General features: G+C 64.9%; 17 protein-coding genes. 12 read left to right on the top strand and 5 right to left on the bottom strand.

All coding sequences use genetic code 11. The features are described 5' to 3' along the window. Nucleotides 1–116: 116 nt before the first annotated feature. From MTX21_RS26640 to MTX21_RS26625, 4 genes are all read right to left on the bottom strand, one after another. Entirely contained in the window at nt 117–899 is a 783-nt protein-coding gene (locus tag MTX21_RS26640) for a molybdopterin-binding protein (RefSeq protein ID WP_280967635.1), read from the bottom strand. 14 nt (nt 900–913) lie between these two features. Then, the gene (locus MTX21_RS26635) at nt 914–1543 is read right to left on the bottom strand and encodes a cytochrome b/b6 domain-containing protein (protein ID WP_280967634.1); all 630 of its coding nucleotides are present in this window, start codon (nt 1541–1543) and stop codon (nt 914–916) included. A 183-nt stretch (nt 1544–1726) separates the two neighbouring features. After that, nucleotides 1727–2281, bottom strand: a complete 555-nt coding sequence (locus tag MTX21_RS26630; RefSeq protein ID WP_280967633.1) for a fasciclin domain-containing protein — start codon at nt 2279–2281, stop codon at nt 1727–1729. 377 nt (nt 2282–2658) lie between these two features. Next, nucleotides 2659–3420, bottom strand: coding sequence for an SDR family oxidoreductase (locus tag MTX21_RS26625; RefSeq protein ID WP_280967632.1), 762 nt, complete (start codon nt 3418–3420; stop codon nt 2659–2661). A gap of 100 nt (nt 3421–3520) precedes the next feature. Between MTX21_RS26625 and MTX21_RS26620 the strand changes: the two genes are divergently transcribed. Further along, entirely contained in the window at nt 3521–5050 is a 1530-nt protein-coding gene (locus MTX21_RS26620) for a malonyl-CoA synthase (protein ID WP_280967631.1), read from the top strand. A gap of 30 nt (nt 5051–5080) precedes the next feature. Continuing rightward, nucleotides 5081–5578 carry a DUF3658 domain-containing protein gene (locus MTX21_RS26615; RefSeq protein WP_280967630.1) on the top strand — a complete coding sequence of 166 codons (498 nt, stop codon included), beginning with the start codon at nt 5081–5083 and terminating at the stop codon, nt 5576–5578. Between the two features lie 8 nt (nt 5579–5586). Here the strand turns inward: MTX21_RS26615 and MTX21_RS26610 are convergent, their stop codons facing one another. After that, nucleotides 5587–6447 (bottom strand): sulfite exporter TauE/SafE family protein, encoded by an 861-nt coding sequence (locus MTX21_RS26610; protein ID WP_280971163.1) that lies wholly within the window; start codon nt 6445–6447, stop codon nt 5587–5589. Between the two features lie 105 nt (nt 6448–6552). On the opposite strand from MTX21_RS26610, the gene MTX21_RS26605 reads away from it, so the two are divergent. From MTX21_RS26605 to MTX21_RS26560, 10 genes are all read left to right on the top strand, one after another. Then, nucleotides 6553–7467 (top strand): LysR family transcriptional regulator, encoded by a 915-nt coding sequence (locus MTX21_RS26605; protein WP_280967629.1) that lies wholly within the window; start codon nt 6553–6555, stop codon nt 7465–7467. A 467-nt stretch (nt 7468–7934) separates the two neighbouring features. Continuing rightward, nucleotides 7935–8333, top strand: a complete 399-nt coding sequence (gene sdhC, locus MTX21_RS26600) for a succinate dehydrogenase, cytochrome b556 subunit (protein ID WP_280967628.1) — start codon at nt 7935–7937, stop codon at nt 8331–8333. Next, a complete protein-coding gene (sdhD, locus tag MTX21_RS26595; protein ID WP_280967627.1) occupies nt 8330–8734 on the top strand; it encodes a succinate dehydrogenase, hydrophobic membrane anchor protein in 405 nt (134 codons plus the stop codon). Before sdhC ends, sdhD begins: the two co-directional genes overlap by 4 nt. A 3-nt stretch (nt 8735–8737) precedes the next feature. Next, nucleotides 8738–10573, top strand: coding sequence for a succinate dehydrogenase flavoprotein subunit (gene sdhA, locus MTX21_RS26590; RefSeq protein ID WP_280967626.1), 1836 nt, complete (start codon nt 8738–8740; stop codon nt 10571–10573). A 25-nt stretch (nt 10574–10598) separates the two neighbouring features. Next, nucleotides 10599–11381, top strand: coding sequence for a succinate dehydrogenase iron-sulfur subunit (locus MTX21_RS26585; RefSeq protein ID WP_280967625.1), 783 nt, complete (start codon nt 10599–10601; stop codon nt 11379–11381). A 183-nt stretch (nt 11382–11564) separates the two neighbouring features. Beyond that, nucleotides 11565–13703, top strand: coding sequence for a hybrid sensor histidine kinase/response regulator (locus MTX21_RS26580; protein WP_280967624.1), 2139 nt, complete (start codon nt 11565–11567; stop codon nt 13701–13703). Nucleotides 13704–13786: 83 nt separating this feature from the next. Further along, on the top strand, nt 13787–14611 hold the full coding sequence (locus MTX21_RS26575) for an FkbM family methyltransferase (protein WP_280967623.1): 825 nt from the start codon (nt 13787–13789) through the stop codon (nt 14609–14611). A gap of 24 nt (nt 14612–14635) precedes the next feature. Continuing rightward, a complete protein-coding gene (locus MTX21_RS26570) occupies nt 14636–15022 on the top strand; it encodes a VOC family protein (protein ID WP_280967622.1) in 387 nt (128 codons plus the stop codon). A gap of 82 nt (nt 15023–15104) precedes the next feature. Then, nucleotides 15105–15329 carry a hypothetical protein gene (locus MTX21_RS26565; protein WP_280967621.1) on the top strand — a complete coding sequence of 75 codons (225 nt, stop codon included), beginning with the start codon at nt 15105–15107 and terminating at the stop codon, nt 15327–15329. A gap of 202 nt (nt 15330–15531) precedes the next feature. Beyond that, complete coding sequence (locus MTX21_RS26560; RefSeq protein WP_280967620.1) at nt 15532–17748, top strand: OmpA family protein; 2217 nt, start codon at nt 15532–15534, stop codon at nt 17746–17748. Nucleotides 17749–17773: the final 25 nt, after the last annotated feature.

The following is a 17773-nucleotide window of genomic DNA, read 5'->3' as shown; positions in this document are numbered from 1 at the left end:
AGCGTAACCCACCAGTCTCTTGACGCGCGGGAGGGCGAAGCGGTGGGTTACGCTTCCGCTCTCGCTCTTCGAGCTACGGCGGACAAGTCGCTTTACCCACCATACAAATGTGGAGGCTAACTCCCGCTGAACGAATTGTACCCCTGGTCTTCCCAATAGCCGCCCTTGTAGTCGTTGGTGACTTCCATCGAGACGACGTATTTCGGGTTCTTGAAGCCGAGTTTTGTCGGCACGCGGATTTTCATCGGGAAGCCGTAGGCGCGCGGCAAAATGTCGTTCGCGAACTTGAACGTCATCTGCGTCTGCGGATGCAGCGCGCTGCGCATGTCGAGCGGCGAGTTGTAGCCGTCCTTGTCGGCGCACTGGAACCAGACATATTTGGCGCGGGTGTCGGCGCCGACCAGCTTGAGGAAGTCACGCAAGGGCGTACCGGTCCAGCTTCCGATCGCGCTCCAGCCCTCCACGCAGATGTGACGCGTGATCTGCGTGACCTGCGGCAGCTTGTAGAGATCAGGAAGCGTCCACGACTTCTTGTTGTCGACGAGGCCGCGCACCTCGAGCTTCCAGTCGTCGGCGTCGATCTCGGGCGCATCGTCGAGATCATAATAGCCGTTGAAGGGGAAAGGTTTGGTGATCGCGCTCTCGGGGAAGGTCGGCGCCAGCGCGTCGGGATTGAACATCCAGGCCTGCACGGCGTCGTTGAATTTCGACACCTTCGCCAGCATGGTCTCGGCCGAGGAGGAGTCGATGACGTCGCAGCCGGTGAGCAGCGTCAGCGCGCCGAGGCTGGCGCCGCCCGCGATGAAGCGGCGGCGGGTGAAGTCCGGCATCGCCTTGATGGAGTCCTTGATCAGCAGCCGCTTGTCGACGCCGGGGATCAGGAATGAACGCTTGGCCATGATTGTGCTCCCTCTCATCGACCGATGATCATGGCGCGCAGGCTCTTCGGCACGAGCAGCGCCAGCGCAACGTGGATCACGAGAAAGGCGCAGATCGCGGCCATGCAGAAGAAATGGACGTAGCGCGCGGTCGGATAGTCGCCGAACAGCATCACCAGATAGTAGAGCTGCACCGGCTTCCAGATCGACAGGCCCGACAGCACGATGAGGATGCCGACCACGATGATGCCGGCATAGAGCAGGCGCTGCACGTAATTGTAAACGGTGAGATCGTCATGGCTGAGCTTGAAGGTCAGCGCCGCCTTGACGTCATGGATCACACCCGCCGGCGTGATCGGCAGCAATTTTTTCCGGAAGCGGCCGGTGGCAAGACCGGTGACGAGATAGGCGAGCCCGTTGACTATCAGCAGCCACATCGCCGCGAAATGCCAGAGCAGCGCGCCACCGAGCCAGCCGCCGAGCGTGATGTCGCGGGAGAAGCTGAAGTTGAACAGCGGCGAGGCGTTGTAGATCTGCCAGCCCGACATGATCATCAGGATCACGGCAAGAGCATTGATCCAGTGCATGACCCGGACCCAGGCCGGCTGGATCACTTTGGCCGGGGTGGCCCTGGCCTGCGCTTCGGTTACGGTGAGGCTCGACATGATGGTTCCGTCCTGGGCGTCGTGTGTGGGTAAATATACGCCGGTCTTGCGCTTTCGTTACGCCCCGCTTGCTATCGAATCGATGCAAGCGAGGTATCGTCGTCACAATAAAGCGAGCCGGTGCCCCGGCTCGCCGATTCGTCACACCCTGTCTTTTCGGGGATGAAACAGGCTTGCGCGGTGTTACGTCGCGGGCATCAGCACGGTGTCGACCACATGGATGACGCCGTTCGACTGGTTGACGTTGGAGATCGTCACCATAGAGGTACCGCCCTTGGCATCGACGATCCAGGTCTTGCCGTCCATCTTCTTGACGGTGAGCTCCTCGCCTTCGGCGGTCTTCAGCTTCTTGCCGTCGGTGAGAGCGGAGGCCTCGAGCTTGCCGGGCACGACATGGTAGGTGAGGATCTTGGTCAGAGTCGCCTTGTTCTCAGGCTTGACCAGGCTATCGACGGTGCCGGCCGGCAGCTTGCCGAAGGCGGTGTTGGTCGGTGCGAACACCGTGAACGGGCCCTTGCCTTCCAGCGTCTGCACGAGACCAGCCGCCTTCACCGCCGCCACCAGCGTGGTGTGGTCCTTCGAGTTGACCGCATTCTGGATGATGTTCTTGGAGGGGAACATCGCCGCGCCGCCGACCATGACGGTCTTCTCCTCGGCGCGGACGGGTGCGACGACGGTCGCCGTGATGGCCAGTGCGCTGAAGGCGGCGGCGGCGAGATAGGCAATGCGCTTCGACATGGAGAGTCTCCCGATTGGATTGTGACCGGCAGTCGCCGGCGGATGAGTTGGGCAACGACGGACTGCGACGTTTGAGGTGAGGCAGCCCGTCGTTGGTCCGAACTACGGGAGGGTTTGCGCAGCGGTTTCGGGGAATAATTTATTGTGATGCGTGAAACTTTGCAGGAGGGATTTCGTGTGGTGGCGCGGTCGCGCTACGCGCTCATTTGTCGTCCTGGCGAAAGCCAGGACGACGAGGGAGGATGTAGCGCGCTGCACGCCTCGATGTCGTAGGGTGGGCAAAGGCGCGACAGCGCCGTGCCCACCATGTATTCGCGATTGAGGCGCGCGTTGTGGGCACGCTTCGCTTTGCCCACCCTACAGGACAACGTGTTCTGCTAATCCCTGCTCATCGGCGTCTGGATGAACCCGCGATTATGCGTCGGGCTGATCAGCACCTCGTTGATGCAGACGCGCGGCGGCATCGATGCGATGAAGGCGATGGTGCGCCCGAGATCTTCGGATTGCAGCATCCTCCCCTGCTCCTCCTCGCTCGGCACCACGGGCCGCAGCTTCAGGATTGGGGTAGCGACCTCGCCCGGCATAAGGCAGCAGGCGCGCAGGCCGTTGACGCATTCGTCCATGTTGAAGGAATGGGTCAGCGCCAGCACTGCATGCTTGGTGGTGGTGTAGGCCGGGCCCGGCATCTTCGAGACGTGGCGGCCGGCCCAGGACGAGACGTTGATGATCGAGCCGTCCTGCTGCTTGCGCATCGTCGGCAGCACCGCGCGCATGCAATACAGCACGCCGTTGAGATTGACCTGGACGAGCTTGTCCCAGCCCTCCAGTTCCATGTCCTTCCAGCTCCGCTTGGGAACGTTGATGCCGGCATTGTTCACGAGAAGGTCGATGCGGCCGTGCTTTGCGACGATTTGATCGGCCGCCTTCTGGGCATCGGCTGCGACCGACACGTCCAGCGCCAAAGCCTCGGCCGTGCCGCCAGCCTTGCTGATCTTCGCAACCACGGCATCCAGGGCATCTTTGCGCCGGCCCGAGACCACCACCGTCCAGCCGTCGGCCGCGAGCGCCTTCGCGCCGGCCTCCCCGATCCCGCTGCCGCCACCGGTGACCCAGGCCACGCGTTTCCCGTTTTTGGTCATGCAAACTGTCTCCGTTGCTTCATTGGGGCGGTTTTTGCTAATCCAGCCCTCGGTTTTGACCGGCCTTGTTTTACAAGCCTTGCGGTCGAGGAAATCTTGCATGAACGAAGCAGCCAACGCCAACCTGTTTTCCCGCCTGTTCGACGGCCTCGATGATCCCAAGCGCCTCGCGATCGAGACGCGTGATGGGACCCGTATCAGCTATGGCGATCTGATCGCACGCGCTGGACAAATGGCAAACGTGCTGGTCGCGCGCGGCGTGAAACCCGGTGACCGCGTCGCGGTCCAGGTCGAGAAATCCGTCACCAACATCGTGCTGTATCTCGCAACCGTGCGAGCCGGCGCGGTCTACCTGCCGCTCAATACCGCCTACACGCTGAACGAGCTCGACTATTTCATCGGCGATGCCGAGCCCGCGCTGGTGGTTTGCGATCCCTCCAAGGCCGAGGGCCTCGCCCCGGTTGCCGCCAAGGTGAAGGCCAAGGTCGACACGCTGGGGCCGGACGGCAATGGCTCGCTGACCGAGGCCGCCGACAAGGCCAGTAGCGAGTTCACCACAGTGCCGCGCGCAAGCGACGACCTCGCCGCCATCCTCTACACGTCCGGCACCACCGGCCGCTCCAAGGGCGCGATGCTCACGCACGACAATCTCGCATCGAACTCGTTGAGCCTCGTCGACTACTGGCGCTTCACCGACAAGGACGCGCTGATCCACGCGCTGCCGATCTATCACACCCACGGTCTGTTCGTGGCGACCAACGTGACGCTGTTCGCGCGGGCGTCGATGATCTTCCTGCCGAAGCTCGACCCCGACCTCATCATCAAGCTGATGGCGCGCGCCACGGTGCTGATGGGCGTGCCGACCTTCTATACGCGCCTGCTGCAAAATCCCGCGCTGTCGCGGGAGACGACCAGGCACATGCGGCTGTTCATCTCCGGCTCGGCGCCGCTGCTCGCCGAGACCCATCGCGAATGGTCGGCACGCACGGGCCATGCGGTGCTCGAGCGCTACGGCATGACCGAGACCAACATGAACACGTCGAATCCCTATGACGGCGAGCGTGTGCCCGGCGCGGTCGGCTTTCCCCTCCCCGGCGTCGCCGTGCGCGTGACCGAGCCCGAGACCGGCAAGGAGCTGCCGCGCGACGAGATCGGCATGATCGAGGTGAAGGGCCCGAACGTGTTCAAGGGCTATTGGCGCATGCCGGAGAAGACTAAATCCGAATTCCGGCCCGACGGCTTCTTCATCACCGGCGATCTCGGCAAGATCGACGATAAGGGTTACGTCCACATTCTCGGCCGCGGTAAGGATCTCGTGATCTCCGGCGGCTTCAATGTCTACCCGAAGGAGATCGAGACCGAGATCGACGCCATGCCCGGCGTGATCGAGTCCGCCGTGATCGGCGTGCCGCATGCGGATTTCGGCGAGGGCGTGACCGCCGTCTTGGTCTGCAACAAGGGCGCAGACGTGAGCGAGGCCTCGGTTCTGAAGGCGCTCGACGGCCGTCTGGCAAAGTTCAAGATGCCCAAGCGCGTCTTCGTCGTCGACGAGCTGCCGCGCAACACCATGGGCAAGGTGCAGAAGAATATTTTGCGGGATACGTACAAGGATATCTACGCCAAGAAGTGAGGGGCTTAGTAGCTCCGGGGCTGGGGACGCATGAAACTCGAGCAGGCTGTCCGGATCAACCATTATCTCCTTGATGCCTGCGCGGCATTGGATCGGGCCCGAATGGCCATCGCGGGGCTTGGCAAAACCGAGCGGATCGAGCTGGAAGACCGCCTCTACGGCGTCGTCGGCGCTTTGGAGGACGAATTACTCCGGCCAATTTACGAGCAGTATCCGGATCTGGAGCCCCCAAAGCCTGACTGGGAGCCGGCCACAACTAGCAGCGAGCTCACATGGGATGATGTACGCCTCCCGGCATCCGTCACCGAGGAACGGTTCGACGAGATCATTTTCTCGGCCATGAAGCCGACTTGGCGAAAGACCGCCATGATGGTGGGTCTTGTGATGGACCGCTGTAAAGAACTGGAATTGTCGATCAGTTACGAAATGATCGCGGCACGATTGAAGGTACTTGCCGACACCGATCGGATCGAAGGGATTGGCGACCTTCGTATGTGGCGACACAGCGAAGTGCGATTGAAAGATTAATTCGCCGATTATTGCCCGCCGACGAGACTCATCACAAACCTGCTTCCGACAATGAAGAGATAACAGCCGAACGCGACTTCGAGCGCGCGCTTCGACATCGCATGCGCGGCCCTCACGCCGAGCGGTGCGGTCACAAGGCTCATCGGCATCACCACCACGGCACCGATCAGCGAGACGTAGCCGAGCGCGACCGGGAATTGCAGCGCGGCGACCGCCGGATAGCGCGCAGCCGCCGGCCAGCCGGCATAGATGTAGCCGAGCGCGCCGGGGATCGAGATCAGCACCGCGAGCGCCGATGACGTCGCCACTGCCTGATGGATCGGGCGGCCATAGAAGGTCATCAGCAGATTCGAGAACAGGCCGCCGCCGATGCCCATCAGCGTCGAGAGAATGCCGACACAGAAGCCGTAGGCGCGCATCAAGGGCCCCTTCGGCAGGTCATCGCCGAGCTTCCAGCTCTCGCGCGCGAGGATGAGGCGGGCGGCCGCGGAATAGGCGACGGCAACGAACACGATCTTGAACAAGCGTTCCGGCGCGTAGCGCGCAACCACGCTGCCGGCGACGACGCCGATCACGATCGGCAGCCACCACACGCGCAGGATGCTCATGTCGACCGCACCGCGTTTGTAGTGCGCCTGGAACGATCGGATCGAGGTCGGGATGATCACCGCAAGCGAGGTGCCGACGCAGAGCGGCATCCGCACCTCCAGCGGCACGCCGGCGATGCTGAAGCATTCGTAGAACACCGGCACCAGGATGGCGCCGCCGCCGATGCCGAACACGCCGGCAAGAAAGCCACAGAGCGCGCCAACCGCGATGAGCAGGAGCGCCAGCTCGCCGATCTCCGCAATATCAAGTCCCGCCATCAGAGCTTCCAAACTTGGTTCCGGTCGTGGCCCTGCATAGACCCTTTCACATGGCGCGACTATGCGCGAAGCTGGGTGGGCTAGCTTGCGAAATGCGGAAGGATAAAGGTGGACCAGCTCGAGGCCATGGCGACCTTCGTTCAGGTGGTGGACGCCGGCAGCTTGTCCGCCGCCGCGAGGTCGCTGCCGAGTTCGCTGACATCGGTGAGCCGGCAGATCACCGCGCTGGAACAGCATTTCGGCACGCGCCTATTGGTACGAACGACGCGGCAGATGGTGCTCACGGAAGAGGGACGCATCCTCTACGAACGCGCCCGATCGATTCTCGGCGACGTCAGGGAGATCGAGGAAGCGCTGGCGGGCACGCGACGGGAGCCCTCGGGACGCCTGCGCGTCAGCGCCCCGACCTTGATGGGACGCCTGCTGATTTCGCCGCTGCTTGGCGATTTCCTACGCCGCTATCCATCGCTCTCGGTCGAGCTGTTGCTGGTCGATCGGCGCGTCGAGCTCGTGGAAGAAGATGTCCATCTCGCGCTCCGGGTCGGACGCCTGCCGGATTCGCAGCTCGTCACGCGCAAGCTGGCCGAGGTGCAAATGATCCACTGCGCGTCGCCCGACTATTTGGCGCGGCGCGGCACGCCGCAAGCGCCCTCGGACCTCATCCAGCATGACTGCCTCGTGTTTTCCGACACGCCGGGCGTTGCCATCTGGCGTTTTGGTCGCGACGGGAAGAGCGCATCCAGGGTGCGCGTATCCGGCCGGCTGTGGGTCAACAGTCTCGACGCGCTGGTCACGGCCGCGCGGAATGGCGCGGGCATCGTCCGCGTGCCGTCATGGCAGGTGGACGCAGAGCTGGCCGAGGGGCGACTGTGCCGCATCCTCGGGGATCACGAGCCGGCCCCTGCGCCGCTCCACGCGCTCTATGGGCCGTCCCTGCGGGGATCTGCGAAGATTCGGGCTTTCGTGGACTTCCTGGCCGAACGCTGGCGCAAGAACCATCCGTTCAGTTTGGTGGAGCTCTAGTGCTTTCGCCGTGGTCATTCCGGACGTGATCACCGAGCAACCCGAGCGCCGGCTGAGCGTTGCGGCTGGGTGGATTGCGGAATGTGCATATCCGTTGCCAGAAAGAGGACGATCAAAATGACTCGGGCCGGGCAAGTGAACGAGCGGGCGAGCTGAAATCCACACCCGGCGTCTTGAGAAAGCAGTCGCCAACCGCAGTCGATTAGAGGCGTTCCAATAGTGTTTTCAATGCCAATTGAGGCGTCCAAAGAAAAACTGATTCATGATTCCGTTCTTCGAGTGACTGGACACCGTCTGGTATACCAAGCCTCTGATCGGCCTTGTTTCTCGTCGCTGTAGTGCTGAACCCAGGTTCGGTTTATGGCGATTTGGTGATTGCGTCGATAGATTCGACTCCGTAAATAGGGCCGACCTTTCGCGATCCCCGCGCGCCCTTGCTGGGCCGCCATAAAACATCAAAGCCGCCCATGACCGCACGGATCGAACGACCGCTCTCGCCGCACATGCAAACCTACCGCTGGACGCTGACGATGGCGCTGTCCATCATCCACCGCGCCACCGGCATCGCCCTTTATGTGGGAACCCTGCTGCTGGCCTGGTGGCTGATCGCGGCAGCCTCGGGACCTGCCGCCTATGCCAATGTGCAGGCCTTTACCGGCAGCATCATCGGACGGCTGATCGTGTTCGGCTACACCTGGGCGCTGATGCACCATATGCTTAGCGGTATCCGGCACTTCGTGTGGGACCTCGGCTACGGCTTCAAGGCCAACGAGCGGGAAGCGCTGACCTGGGGCGCGCTGATCGGCGGCATCGCACTGACCGTGCTGATCTGGATCATCGCATACGCGATCGGAGGTGGACGATGAGCGCGACCGATACGCCGAAGCGCAGCATGCGCACCCCGCTCGGCCGCGTCCGCAATCTCGGCGCCGCGCATTCGGGCACGTCGGATTTCTGGCACCAGCGCATCACCGGCGTTGCGATGACACTGCTGATGATACCGGTGCTAGTGGTCGTCATGATGCTGCTCGGCCGCAACCAGGCCGGCGCGGCGCAGATCCTCGGCTCGCTGCCGATCGCGGTGATCATGCTGCTCTTCATCATCGCCAGCGCCTGGCACATGAAGATCGGGATGCAGGTCGTGATCGAGGACTACGTCCATAACGAGAAGCTGAAGCTCGTTTCGATCATGCTCAACAATTTCTTCTCGATCGCGGTGGCGCTCGCCTCGATCTACGCGATCCTGAAACTTTCATCCGGAGTGTAACCCATGGCCGCAGCGACGAATGGCAAGGGCAACGGCGCTCCCGCCACCAACGGAAAAGCCTACCCGATCGAAGACCACACCTATGACGTCGTCGTGGTCGGCGCCGGCGGCGCCGGCCTGCGTGCCGTGGTCGGCTGCAGCGAGGCGGGCCTGCGCACGGCTTGCATCACCAAGGTGTTCCCGACGCGCTCGCACACGGTCGCGGCGCAGGGCGGCATCTCGGCCTCGCTCGGCAACATGCACAAGGACGACTGGCGCTGGCACATGTACGACACCGTGAAGGGGTCGGACTGGTTAGGGGACCAGGACGCGATCGAATACATGGTGCGCAACGCGCCCGAGGCGGTTTACGAGCTCGAGCATTGGGGCGTGCCGTTCTCGCGCACCGAGGACGGCAAGATCTATCAGCGTCCGTTCGGCGGCATGACCATGGATTACGGCAAGGGCCAGGCGCAGCGCACCTGCGCGGCCGCCGACCGCACCGGCCACGCCATGCTGCACACGATGTACGGCCAGTCGCTGCGCCATGCGGCCGAGTTCTTCATCGAGTTCTTCGCCATCGACCTGATCATGGACGACCAGGGTGCCTGCCGCGGCGTGATCGCGCTCAAACTCGACGACGGCACGCTGCACCGCTTCCGCGCCCAGACCACGATTCTCGCGACCGGCGGCTACGGCCGCGCCTACGCCTCCTGCACCTCGGCCCATACTTGCACGGGTGATGGCGGCGGCATGGTGCTGCGCGCAGGGCTGCCGCTCCAGGACATGGAGTTCGTGCAGTTCCATCCGACCGGCATCTACGGCTCGGGGTGTCTGGTCACCGAAGGGGCGCGCGGCGAAGGCGGCTATCTCGTCAACTCCGAGGGCGAGCGCTTCATGGAGCGCTACGCGCCGTCCGCCAAGGACCTCGCCTCGCGCGACGTCGTCTCGCGCGCAATGACCATCGAGATCCGCGAAGGCCGCGGCGTCGGCAAGAAGAAGGATCACATCTTCCTGCATCTCGACCACCTCGATCCCGCAGTGCTGGCCGAGCGGCTGCCGGGCATCTCCGAATCCGCGAAGATCTTCGCCAATGTCGACGTGACGCGCGAGCCGATCCCGATCGTGCCGACCGTGCACTACAACATGGGCGGCATTCCGACGAACTATCACGGCGAGGTGCTGACCAAGAAGGACGGCGACGATAACGCGGTGATTCCGGGCCTGATGGCCATCGGCGAGGCCGCTTGCGTCTCCGTGCACGGAGCCAATCGCCTCGGCTCCAACTCGCTGATCGACCTCGTCGTGTTCGGCCGCGCCGCCGCGCTGCGCCTGGCCGAGAAGCTCACGGCCAACGCCAAGCAACCTGAGCTGCCGGCGAACTCGGCCGAGATGGCGCTCGGCCGCCTCGACCATTACCGCTATGCCTCCGGCGGCACGCCGACCGCGAAGCTGCGCGAGGGCATGCAGCACGTGATGCAGAACAACTGCGCCGTGTTCCGCACCGGCGAAGTGCTGAGCGAAGGCCAGAACCTGATCCAGAAGGTCCACAGCGGCATCACCGACATTGCTGTCTCCGACCGCTCGCTGGTGTGGAATTCCGACCTCGTCGAGACGCTCGAGTTCGACAATCTGATCTCGCAGGCGGTGGTGACGATGAACTCGGCCGCCAACCGCACCGAGAGCCGCGGCGCGCATGCCCGCGAAGACTTCGCCGAACGCGACGACAAGAACTGGATGAAGCACACGCTGGCCTGGCTGGACGACGCCGGCAAGGTCAAGATCGAGTACCGTCCGGTACACAACTACACCATGACCAACGACGTGCAGTACATCGCGCCGAAGGCGCGCGTGTATTGATCGAACAGCGAAGGCCTTATCGAAAATGGTTGAATTCGCACTTCCGAAGAACTCGAAGATCACCGGCGGCAAGACCTGGCCGAAGCCCGCAGGCGCGACGGAGCTGCGCGAATTCCGCGTCTATCGCTGGAATCCGGACGACGGCAAGAATCCGAGCATCGACACCTATTACGTCGACACCAACGACTGCGGCCCGATGGTGCTGGACGGACTGATCTGGATCAAGAACCACATCGACCCGTCGCTGACCTTCCGCCGCTCCTGCCGCGAAGGCGTCTGCGGCTCCTGCGCCATGAACATCGACGGCCAGAACACGCTCGCCTGCACCCGGTCGATGCACGACGTGAAGGACGGCGCGGTGAAGATCAATCCGCTCCCGCACCAGCCCGTGGTCAAGGACCTCGTCCCCGACCTCACCAATTTCTATGCGCAGTACGCCTCCATCGAGCCGTGGCTGAAGACGACCTCGCCGACGCCACAGAAGGAATGGCGCCAGAGCCACGAGGACCGCGAGAAGCTCGACGGCCTCTACGAGTGCATCCTCTGCGCCTGCTGCTCGACCTCGTGCCCCAGCTACTGGTGGAATAGCGAACGCTATCTCGGTCCCGCCGCGCTGCTCCAGGCTAACCGCTGGGTCTCCGATTCCCGTGACGAGGCGACCGGCGAACGGCTCGATGATCTCGAGGACCCGTTCCGGCTCTACCGCTGCCACACCATCATGAACTGCGCCAAAGCCTGCCCGAAGGGCCTCAACCCGGCGGAAGCCATCGCCGAGCTGAAGCTCAAGATGGTCGAACGGCAGATCTAGCCATCCTTCGATGCCCCGCCGGGACGGCCGGGGCATGCCGCGATCGCCGCCAACTTGAATAGAATTTGCCGCGACCCGCGCCGCGGGCGACTCCTTGGAGTACAACCAAAGGTTCCATTCACAAGTCACTTCCTTCCTCACGGGAAATTCAAGTAAGCTCACCCGTCAGGGACCGGAGCGACCGTGCAGGGCGCGCAACGCAACTCGCTGAGGCTGTTGCAGTGGATGATGGTGGCATCCCTGGCGCTGCCGATTGCGCTGTTCGTGATCGCTTCCGCGATCTCCTACGCCTCGACCAGGGACACCGCCGACCGCGAGATCGAGCGCACGCTCGATGTCGCGCATGAGCACGCGCTCAAGGTGTTCGAGACCATCGACCGCAGCCTCGCCGAGCTCAATGAGGTGGTGCGCGGCATTCCCGACGACGTCATCCGCTCGCGCGAGCCGGCGCTACACCGGCGCCTGAAGCGGCTAACGGATTTGCTGCCGCAGCTCAAATCGGCATGGATTTTCGACGCGGACGGACGATCGCTGGTCAACAGCCTCGCCTCGCCGCCGCCCGAGCTCACATTCGCCGACCGCGATTACTTCTATGCCCATGCCGACCAGAACATCGGCACTTTCATCGGCACGCCCCTAACGCCGCGCGCGCCCTATCAGGGGGCGCGCTTCTTCGGGATGAGCCGCCGCCGCGATTCCGATGACGGCCGCTTCATCGGCGTGATCCAGGCGTCCGTCCTGCCGGAATATTTCGAGAGTTTCTACGCCCGGATCGGCTCCGATCCCGGCAGCTTCTTCGCGATGGGCCGCACCGACGGCGTGGTGCTGGCGCATTTCCCGCGGCTCGATCGCGACGTCCGGCTCGACCCGGCCGGACCGGTCGGCCAGAAGATCGCAGCAAGCCCCGAGCACGGCCTCATCACCATCGCCTGGCCCTCGGACGGAATCGAGCGCCGCATCGGCTACCGGCACGTCGCGGAATATCCGATCTATGTCAGCGCCGGACTCGAGACGTCGGCGATCCGCGCGCGCTGGTTTGCCACCATGGGCCAGCATCTGGTGTTCGGCGTTCCCGCAACCGCACTCCTTTTTCTGCTGCTCGCGCTGGCGTTCCGGCGCACCCAACATCTGCAGGCCGAAGCGGCGCGGCGGCGGGAGGCTGAGGAGGCGCTCAAGCACAGCCAGCGCCTGGAGGCGCTGGGACAGCTCACCGGCGGCGTCGCGCACGACTTCAACAACCTCCTCACCGTGATCCGCGCCTCCGTCGATCTGTTGAACAGGCCGCAACTGACGGAGGAACGGCGCCAACGCTACATCACCGCGATCGCGGAGGCGGTCGCGCGCGCTGCCAAGCTGACCTCGCAGCTACTGGCGTTCGCACGGCGCCAGACCCTGAAGCCCGAGGTGTTCGACATCGGCGCGCGGATGCAGTCGCTGCACGACATGCTCGCCACGCTGCTCGGACCGGCGATCGAGATCACGATGCGGCTGCCGGCGGAGCCTTGCCTCGTCAATGCCGATGCCGGCCAGTTCGAGACGGCGCTGATCAACATGGCGACCAATGCGCGCGATGCCATGCAGGGCAAGGGCCGGATCGCCTTTACCGTGCAGACGGCGACAACCATTCCGAACACGCTGGCGCATCACGCCGGCAGCCAAAGCTTTGTCAGCATCGCGGTCAGCGACACCGGCGTCGGCATTCCCGCAGGCCAGATCGGACGCATCTTCGAGCCGTTCTTCACCACCAAGCAGGTCGGCCACGGCACCGGTCTCGGCCTGTCGCAGGTGTTCGGCTTCGCGAGGCAATCCGGCGGTGAAGTCACGGTGGAGAGCGAAGTCGGCCAGGGCAGCACCTTCTCGCTCTATTTGCCGCGCGTGCCGCCCGAGGTGCTGCCGCAACGACAGGCGCCGAACACCGCGCCGGCGGAGACCGGCAGCGGCATCTCGGTGCTGGTGGTCGAGGACAACATCGAGCTTGGCAATTTTGCCGCCGACGGCCTCACCGAGCTCGGCTACAGCATCACGCTGGTCGACAACGCCGCCGACGCGCTCTCGGAGCTGGTCGTGGATGCCGATCGCTTCGATGTCGTGTTCACGGATGTTGTGATGCCCAGCATGACCGGGCTCGATCTCGCCCAGGCGATCCATGATCGCGGCATCGGCGTGCCGGTCGTGCTGACCACCGGCTACAGCCAGGCGCTGTCCCAGGACGGGGTCGCCGGCTTCGACCTTGTGCAAAAGCCCTATTCGATTGAGGAACTGTCGCGCGCGCTGCATCGGGCCGCGCGACTGCGCCGGGTGCGCGACGGCGCCGCCGAATGAATTGACGCCGCGCATGTAGCCCGACGTTGGAGCCGGCGGCAAAACCGGCTATGCATGCGCCGCTTGCAACGAGGATCGCCTGCGTGACGCCCGACAACGACCCTTCGCCCGCGCCATTCGGCGCGTTTGCGCCGAATGCGGCGCAGGCCGCGATCATTCGCCTCGCCCAGCAGTCAGGGCTGAAGCGCGGCGCATTCCGTCCGTGGTTGTCGCGGCTGGTCAATCTGATGCGCGGCGGTCCTGTCGACGTCAGCTATCAGGGCGCCTCGTTCCGCTTCTATCACCAAGGCAGCGCGACCGAGCGCGGTGCGCTGTTCAATCCCGACTACAATCTCGATGAGCTCGATTTTCTGCGCCAACACACGCCGACTGGCGGCGTGTTCGTCGACGTCGGGGCCAATGTCGGCACCTTCGCGCTGGTGATGGCGCGCCAGGTTGGCCCTGAGGGCAAGGTGGTTGCGATCGAGCCGCACCCAACGACCTTTGCACGGCTCTCGTTCAATTGCGCCGCATCGAGAGCAACACAGGTACGCCTGGTGCAGGCCGCCGCCGGCGACAGCGACGGCGAGCTGATGATCGAGACCGACGGCGGCAATCTCGGCGCCAGCCATGTCGTGACCGGGGCAGCCAGCGCCGATGCGATCAAGGTCCCGTCGTTGCGCCTGACACGAATTCTCGACGAGGCCGGCGTGACAAAGGTCGATGCGCTGAAGATCGACGTCGAGGGTTTTGAGGACCGCGTGCTGATCGGCTTCTTCAGGGATGCCCCGCCCTCATTGTGGCCTCGCGCCGTCGTTATCGAACATCTGTCACAAAACGAATGGCGCGAGGATTGTATTGCAGAGATGGTCGCGCGCGGCTTTGCAATCACGCGCAAGACACGGAGCAACACGTTCCTCTCACGCTGACGCCGACGAACAACGGAGCTTGCGATGATCGATCACATGGGCTTCCCGGTCTCCGACTACGAGCGCGCCAAGGCGTTCTATGTCAAGGCGCTGGCACCGCTCGGCTACACCCTGATCATGGAAGTGACGCAGGAGCAGACCGGCCACGATCCGGCCGCAGGTTTCGGCGCCGACGGTAAGCCGGATTTCTGGATCGGCGGCGAAGGCGCGTTGAACAAGCCGGTGCACGTCGCGATCCTGGCCAAGGACCGCGCCGCGGTCGATGCCTTCTACAAGGCGGCACTGGCGGCAGGCGGCCGCGACAACGGAGCGCCCGGCATTCGCGCACATTATCATCCGAACTACTACGGCGCCTTCGTGCGCGATCCCGACGGCCACAACATTGAGGCTGTCTGCCACGCTCCGGAATAGACGAGTTCCCACACCACGCGAGAAGGAACATCGGCGCGGCATCATCGTTGTCGTTCTCTGGACAACTGAATTCGATGTACCGATGCCAATCGAACCGCCTGAGATTCCGCCAGCGACACCAGGCACTCCGTCGGAGCCGCCGCCGGGGATTCCGCCGGGCAACCCGCAGCCCGACATTGTGCCGCCCGTGCACGAGCCCGACGCACCACCGCGGCCGGATGAATTGCCGCCGCGCATTCCCGAAGAGATTCCACCGCGCGGACCGAACGGACCGCACACGCCGAATCCTGCGACGGATGCAAGTTAGCTGCGGGACCACACATGAGGCGACCACCACATATGAGGCGATTGCAACCTGCGTCTGAATGCGCAATGAACGTCGATCGTGTGACATGATTTGCATGTAGAAATAAATCGGGCCGCCACATCTTCGCCCGCCACAATGCGGCCCAACGCGTAGCTGTTCATCACCTAACTTCGTCAAAGAACCTTCCGGGGAATTTCTCGACATGACCAATCTTCGCTTCGTGCTGCTTGCCACGACGGCTCTGACCGCGATGCAATTCGCAAGCTCCGCATCGCATGCGCAAAGCGCACCGCCGCTCGTGGTTGCACAAGCCCAGACGCAAGAGACGGGCCCTGACGGAAAACCGAAGCAGCCGCCGAAGGAGAAGGAGCAGCCGAAAGGACCGCCGCCCGCTGCGCGCCCCACCGCACCGCCTCAACCGCCAGCAGCTCCTACGCGTCCGAGCGCACCGCCGCCTGCGGCTGCGCCGCCGCACGCTCCCACGCCACCGCCCGCGGCCGCGCCGTCACGCCCGACGCCACCTCCGCCGCCGCCCGCGACGCATCAGGCGCCTCCTCCTCAGCCGCCGGCACCGCCTGCCGCCCCGAAGCAGCCGTCGCCGCCGCCGGCTGCGGCTCCGCAGCAGCACGCACCGACCCCACCTCCGCCAGCGCCGCCCGCGGCTCGCCCGACGCCGACACCGCCACCTCCGGCACCGCCCGCAGCGCGTCCCGCTCCGACGCCGCCCGCAGCGGCTCCTCAGACACGTCCCGCGCCGGCGCCCACAGCCACGCCGTCTCCTGCACCCGCAGCGCCGGGTGCGCGCCCGGCCGCGCCTGCCCCGACAACCACACCTGCACCTGCGCCAACGGCGACGCCGGCTCCGGGCAGCACGCCTGGCGCGCCGCCGGCTGGACGCCCCGGTGCACCGCCGCCCGGACGCCCCGGGGCACCTCCACCGGCCGCGGGAACGCCATCGCCGGCTCCCGGTGCCTCGCCGGCGCCGACGGCGACGCCTGCTCCCGCGGCGCCAACGACTCGGGCCACGCCGAGCCCGACGCCCGTACCAACCGCTACACCCGCTCCTGGCGGCGCGACGACCACGCCGCCGGCCGGACGTACGGGTCCGGCACCAACGCCCGCACCCGGCGCAACCCCAGCCCCGACGGCAACGCCGGCCCCCGGCGGCGCCGTGACGCCGGCGCCGGGACGTCAGGGCGGGACGCCGCCCGCGGGCGCGCCCGCTGCTGGAACTCCGGCTGCACCGCCGCAGGCGGGTGCCCCGGCCCGGCCCACGCCTCCCGCCGGCGCCGCGGCGCCGACTGTCGTCCCTGGCACGCCAGCCGCTGCGCCACCGCCCAACAGGGCGCAATACGCTCCGCCGACGGTTGCGCCGGCCTTCCGGGCCGCGCCTACGGTCGCAGCCCCGCTGCCGCCACCGCCGCGTCCGCCACAGCGTGACCTGACGCCGCTGGCTGTCGGTGCAGGCGTAGTGGCTGGAGCCGTGATCGGCGCGACCATCGCCGACCTCCACAACCAGCGACGCGAGGTCGTCGAAGGCGGCCGCACCGTCTACACCGAGCCGGACCGGATTATCATCCGCGACCCGAGCGGGCAGGAGTACGTCCGCGGCAACGATCTCTATCGCTTCCGTTATGGGGCCCGCGACATCCGCACCGACACCGTCGGCGGTGAAACCCGCACCGTCGTGGTCCGTCCCGATGGCAGCGAGGTGATCACCGTGGTCGGTGCTGACGGTCAGTTGCTGCGGCGAATCCGCAGGGACCCCGGCGGGCGCGAGATCGTCATCATCGACAACAGCTACCGCGACCCGCGGGCAGTCGGCGGCTTCTATGTCGACGTGCCGCCGCCGGTCATCAATATTCCCTACGACCGCTACATTGTCGACTCCGCGGATGCGTCGCCGGACGTGATCTACGAGACCATGGAGGCGCCGCCGGTACAACGGATCGAACGGCGCTACTCGCTCGACGAGATCCGCTACAGCCCCAATGTCCGCATGCAGATGCCGAGCATCGACGTCAACACGATCAATTTCGAGACGGGATCGTGGACCATCCCACCAGACCAGGCTGCGCGGCTGCAAGTGATCGCCGACGGTCTCAACCGGGCGATCCAGCGCAACCCGCGCGAGGTGTTCCTGATCGAGGGCCACACCGACGCGGTCGGCAACGACGTCGACAATCTGTCATTGTCGGACCGCCGTGCGCAGGCCGCGGCCGAATTGCTGACCCAGCAGTTCAATGTGCCGGCGGAAAACCTGACGTCGCAGGGCTACGGCAAGCAGTATCTGAAGGAGCAAACGGACGGACCGAGCCGGATCAACCGGCGCGTCACCATCCGCCGCATCACGCCGCTGCTCAACGGCGGCCAGGCCTCGCTGCCGCCGCCCCCGCCCGGCACCGCGCCGCCGCGCTGAGGCGGACCGCACAAATGCAAATGGC

Source organism: Bradyrhizobium sp. ISRA430, from assembly GCF_029909975.1.
Classification (GTDB): domain Bacteria; phylum Pseudomonadota; class Alphaproteobacteria; order Rhizobiales; family Xanthobacteraceae; genus Bradyrhizobium.
Note: the sequence above shows the minus strand (reverse complement) of the source record. Positions and strands in the feature narration are given on the sequence as shown.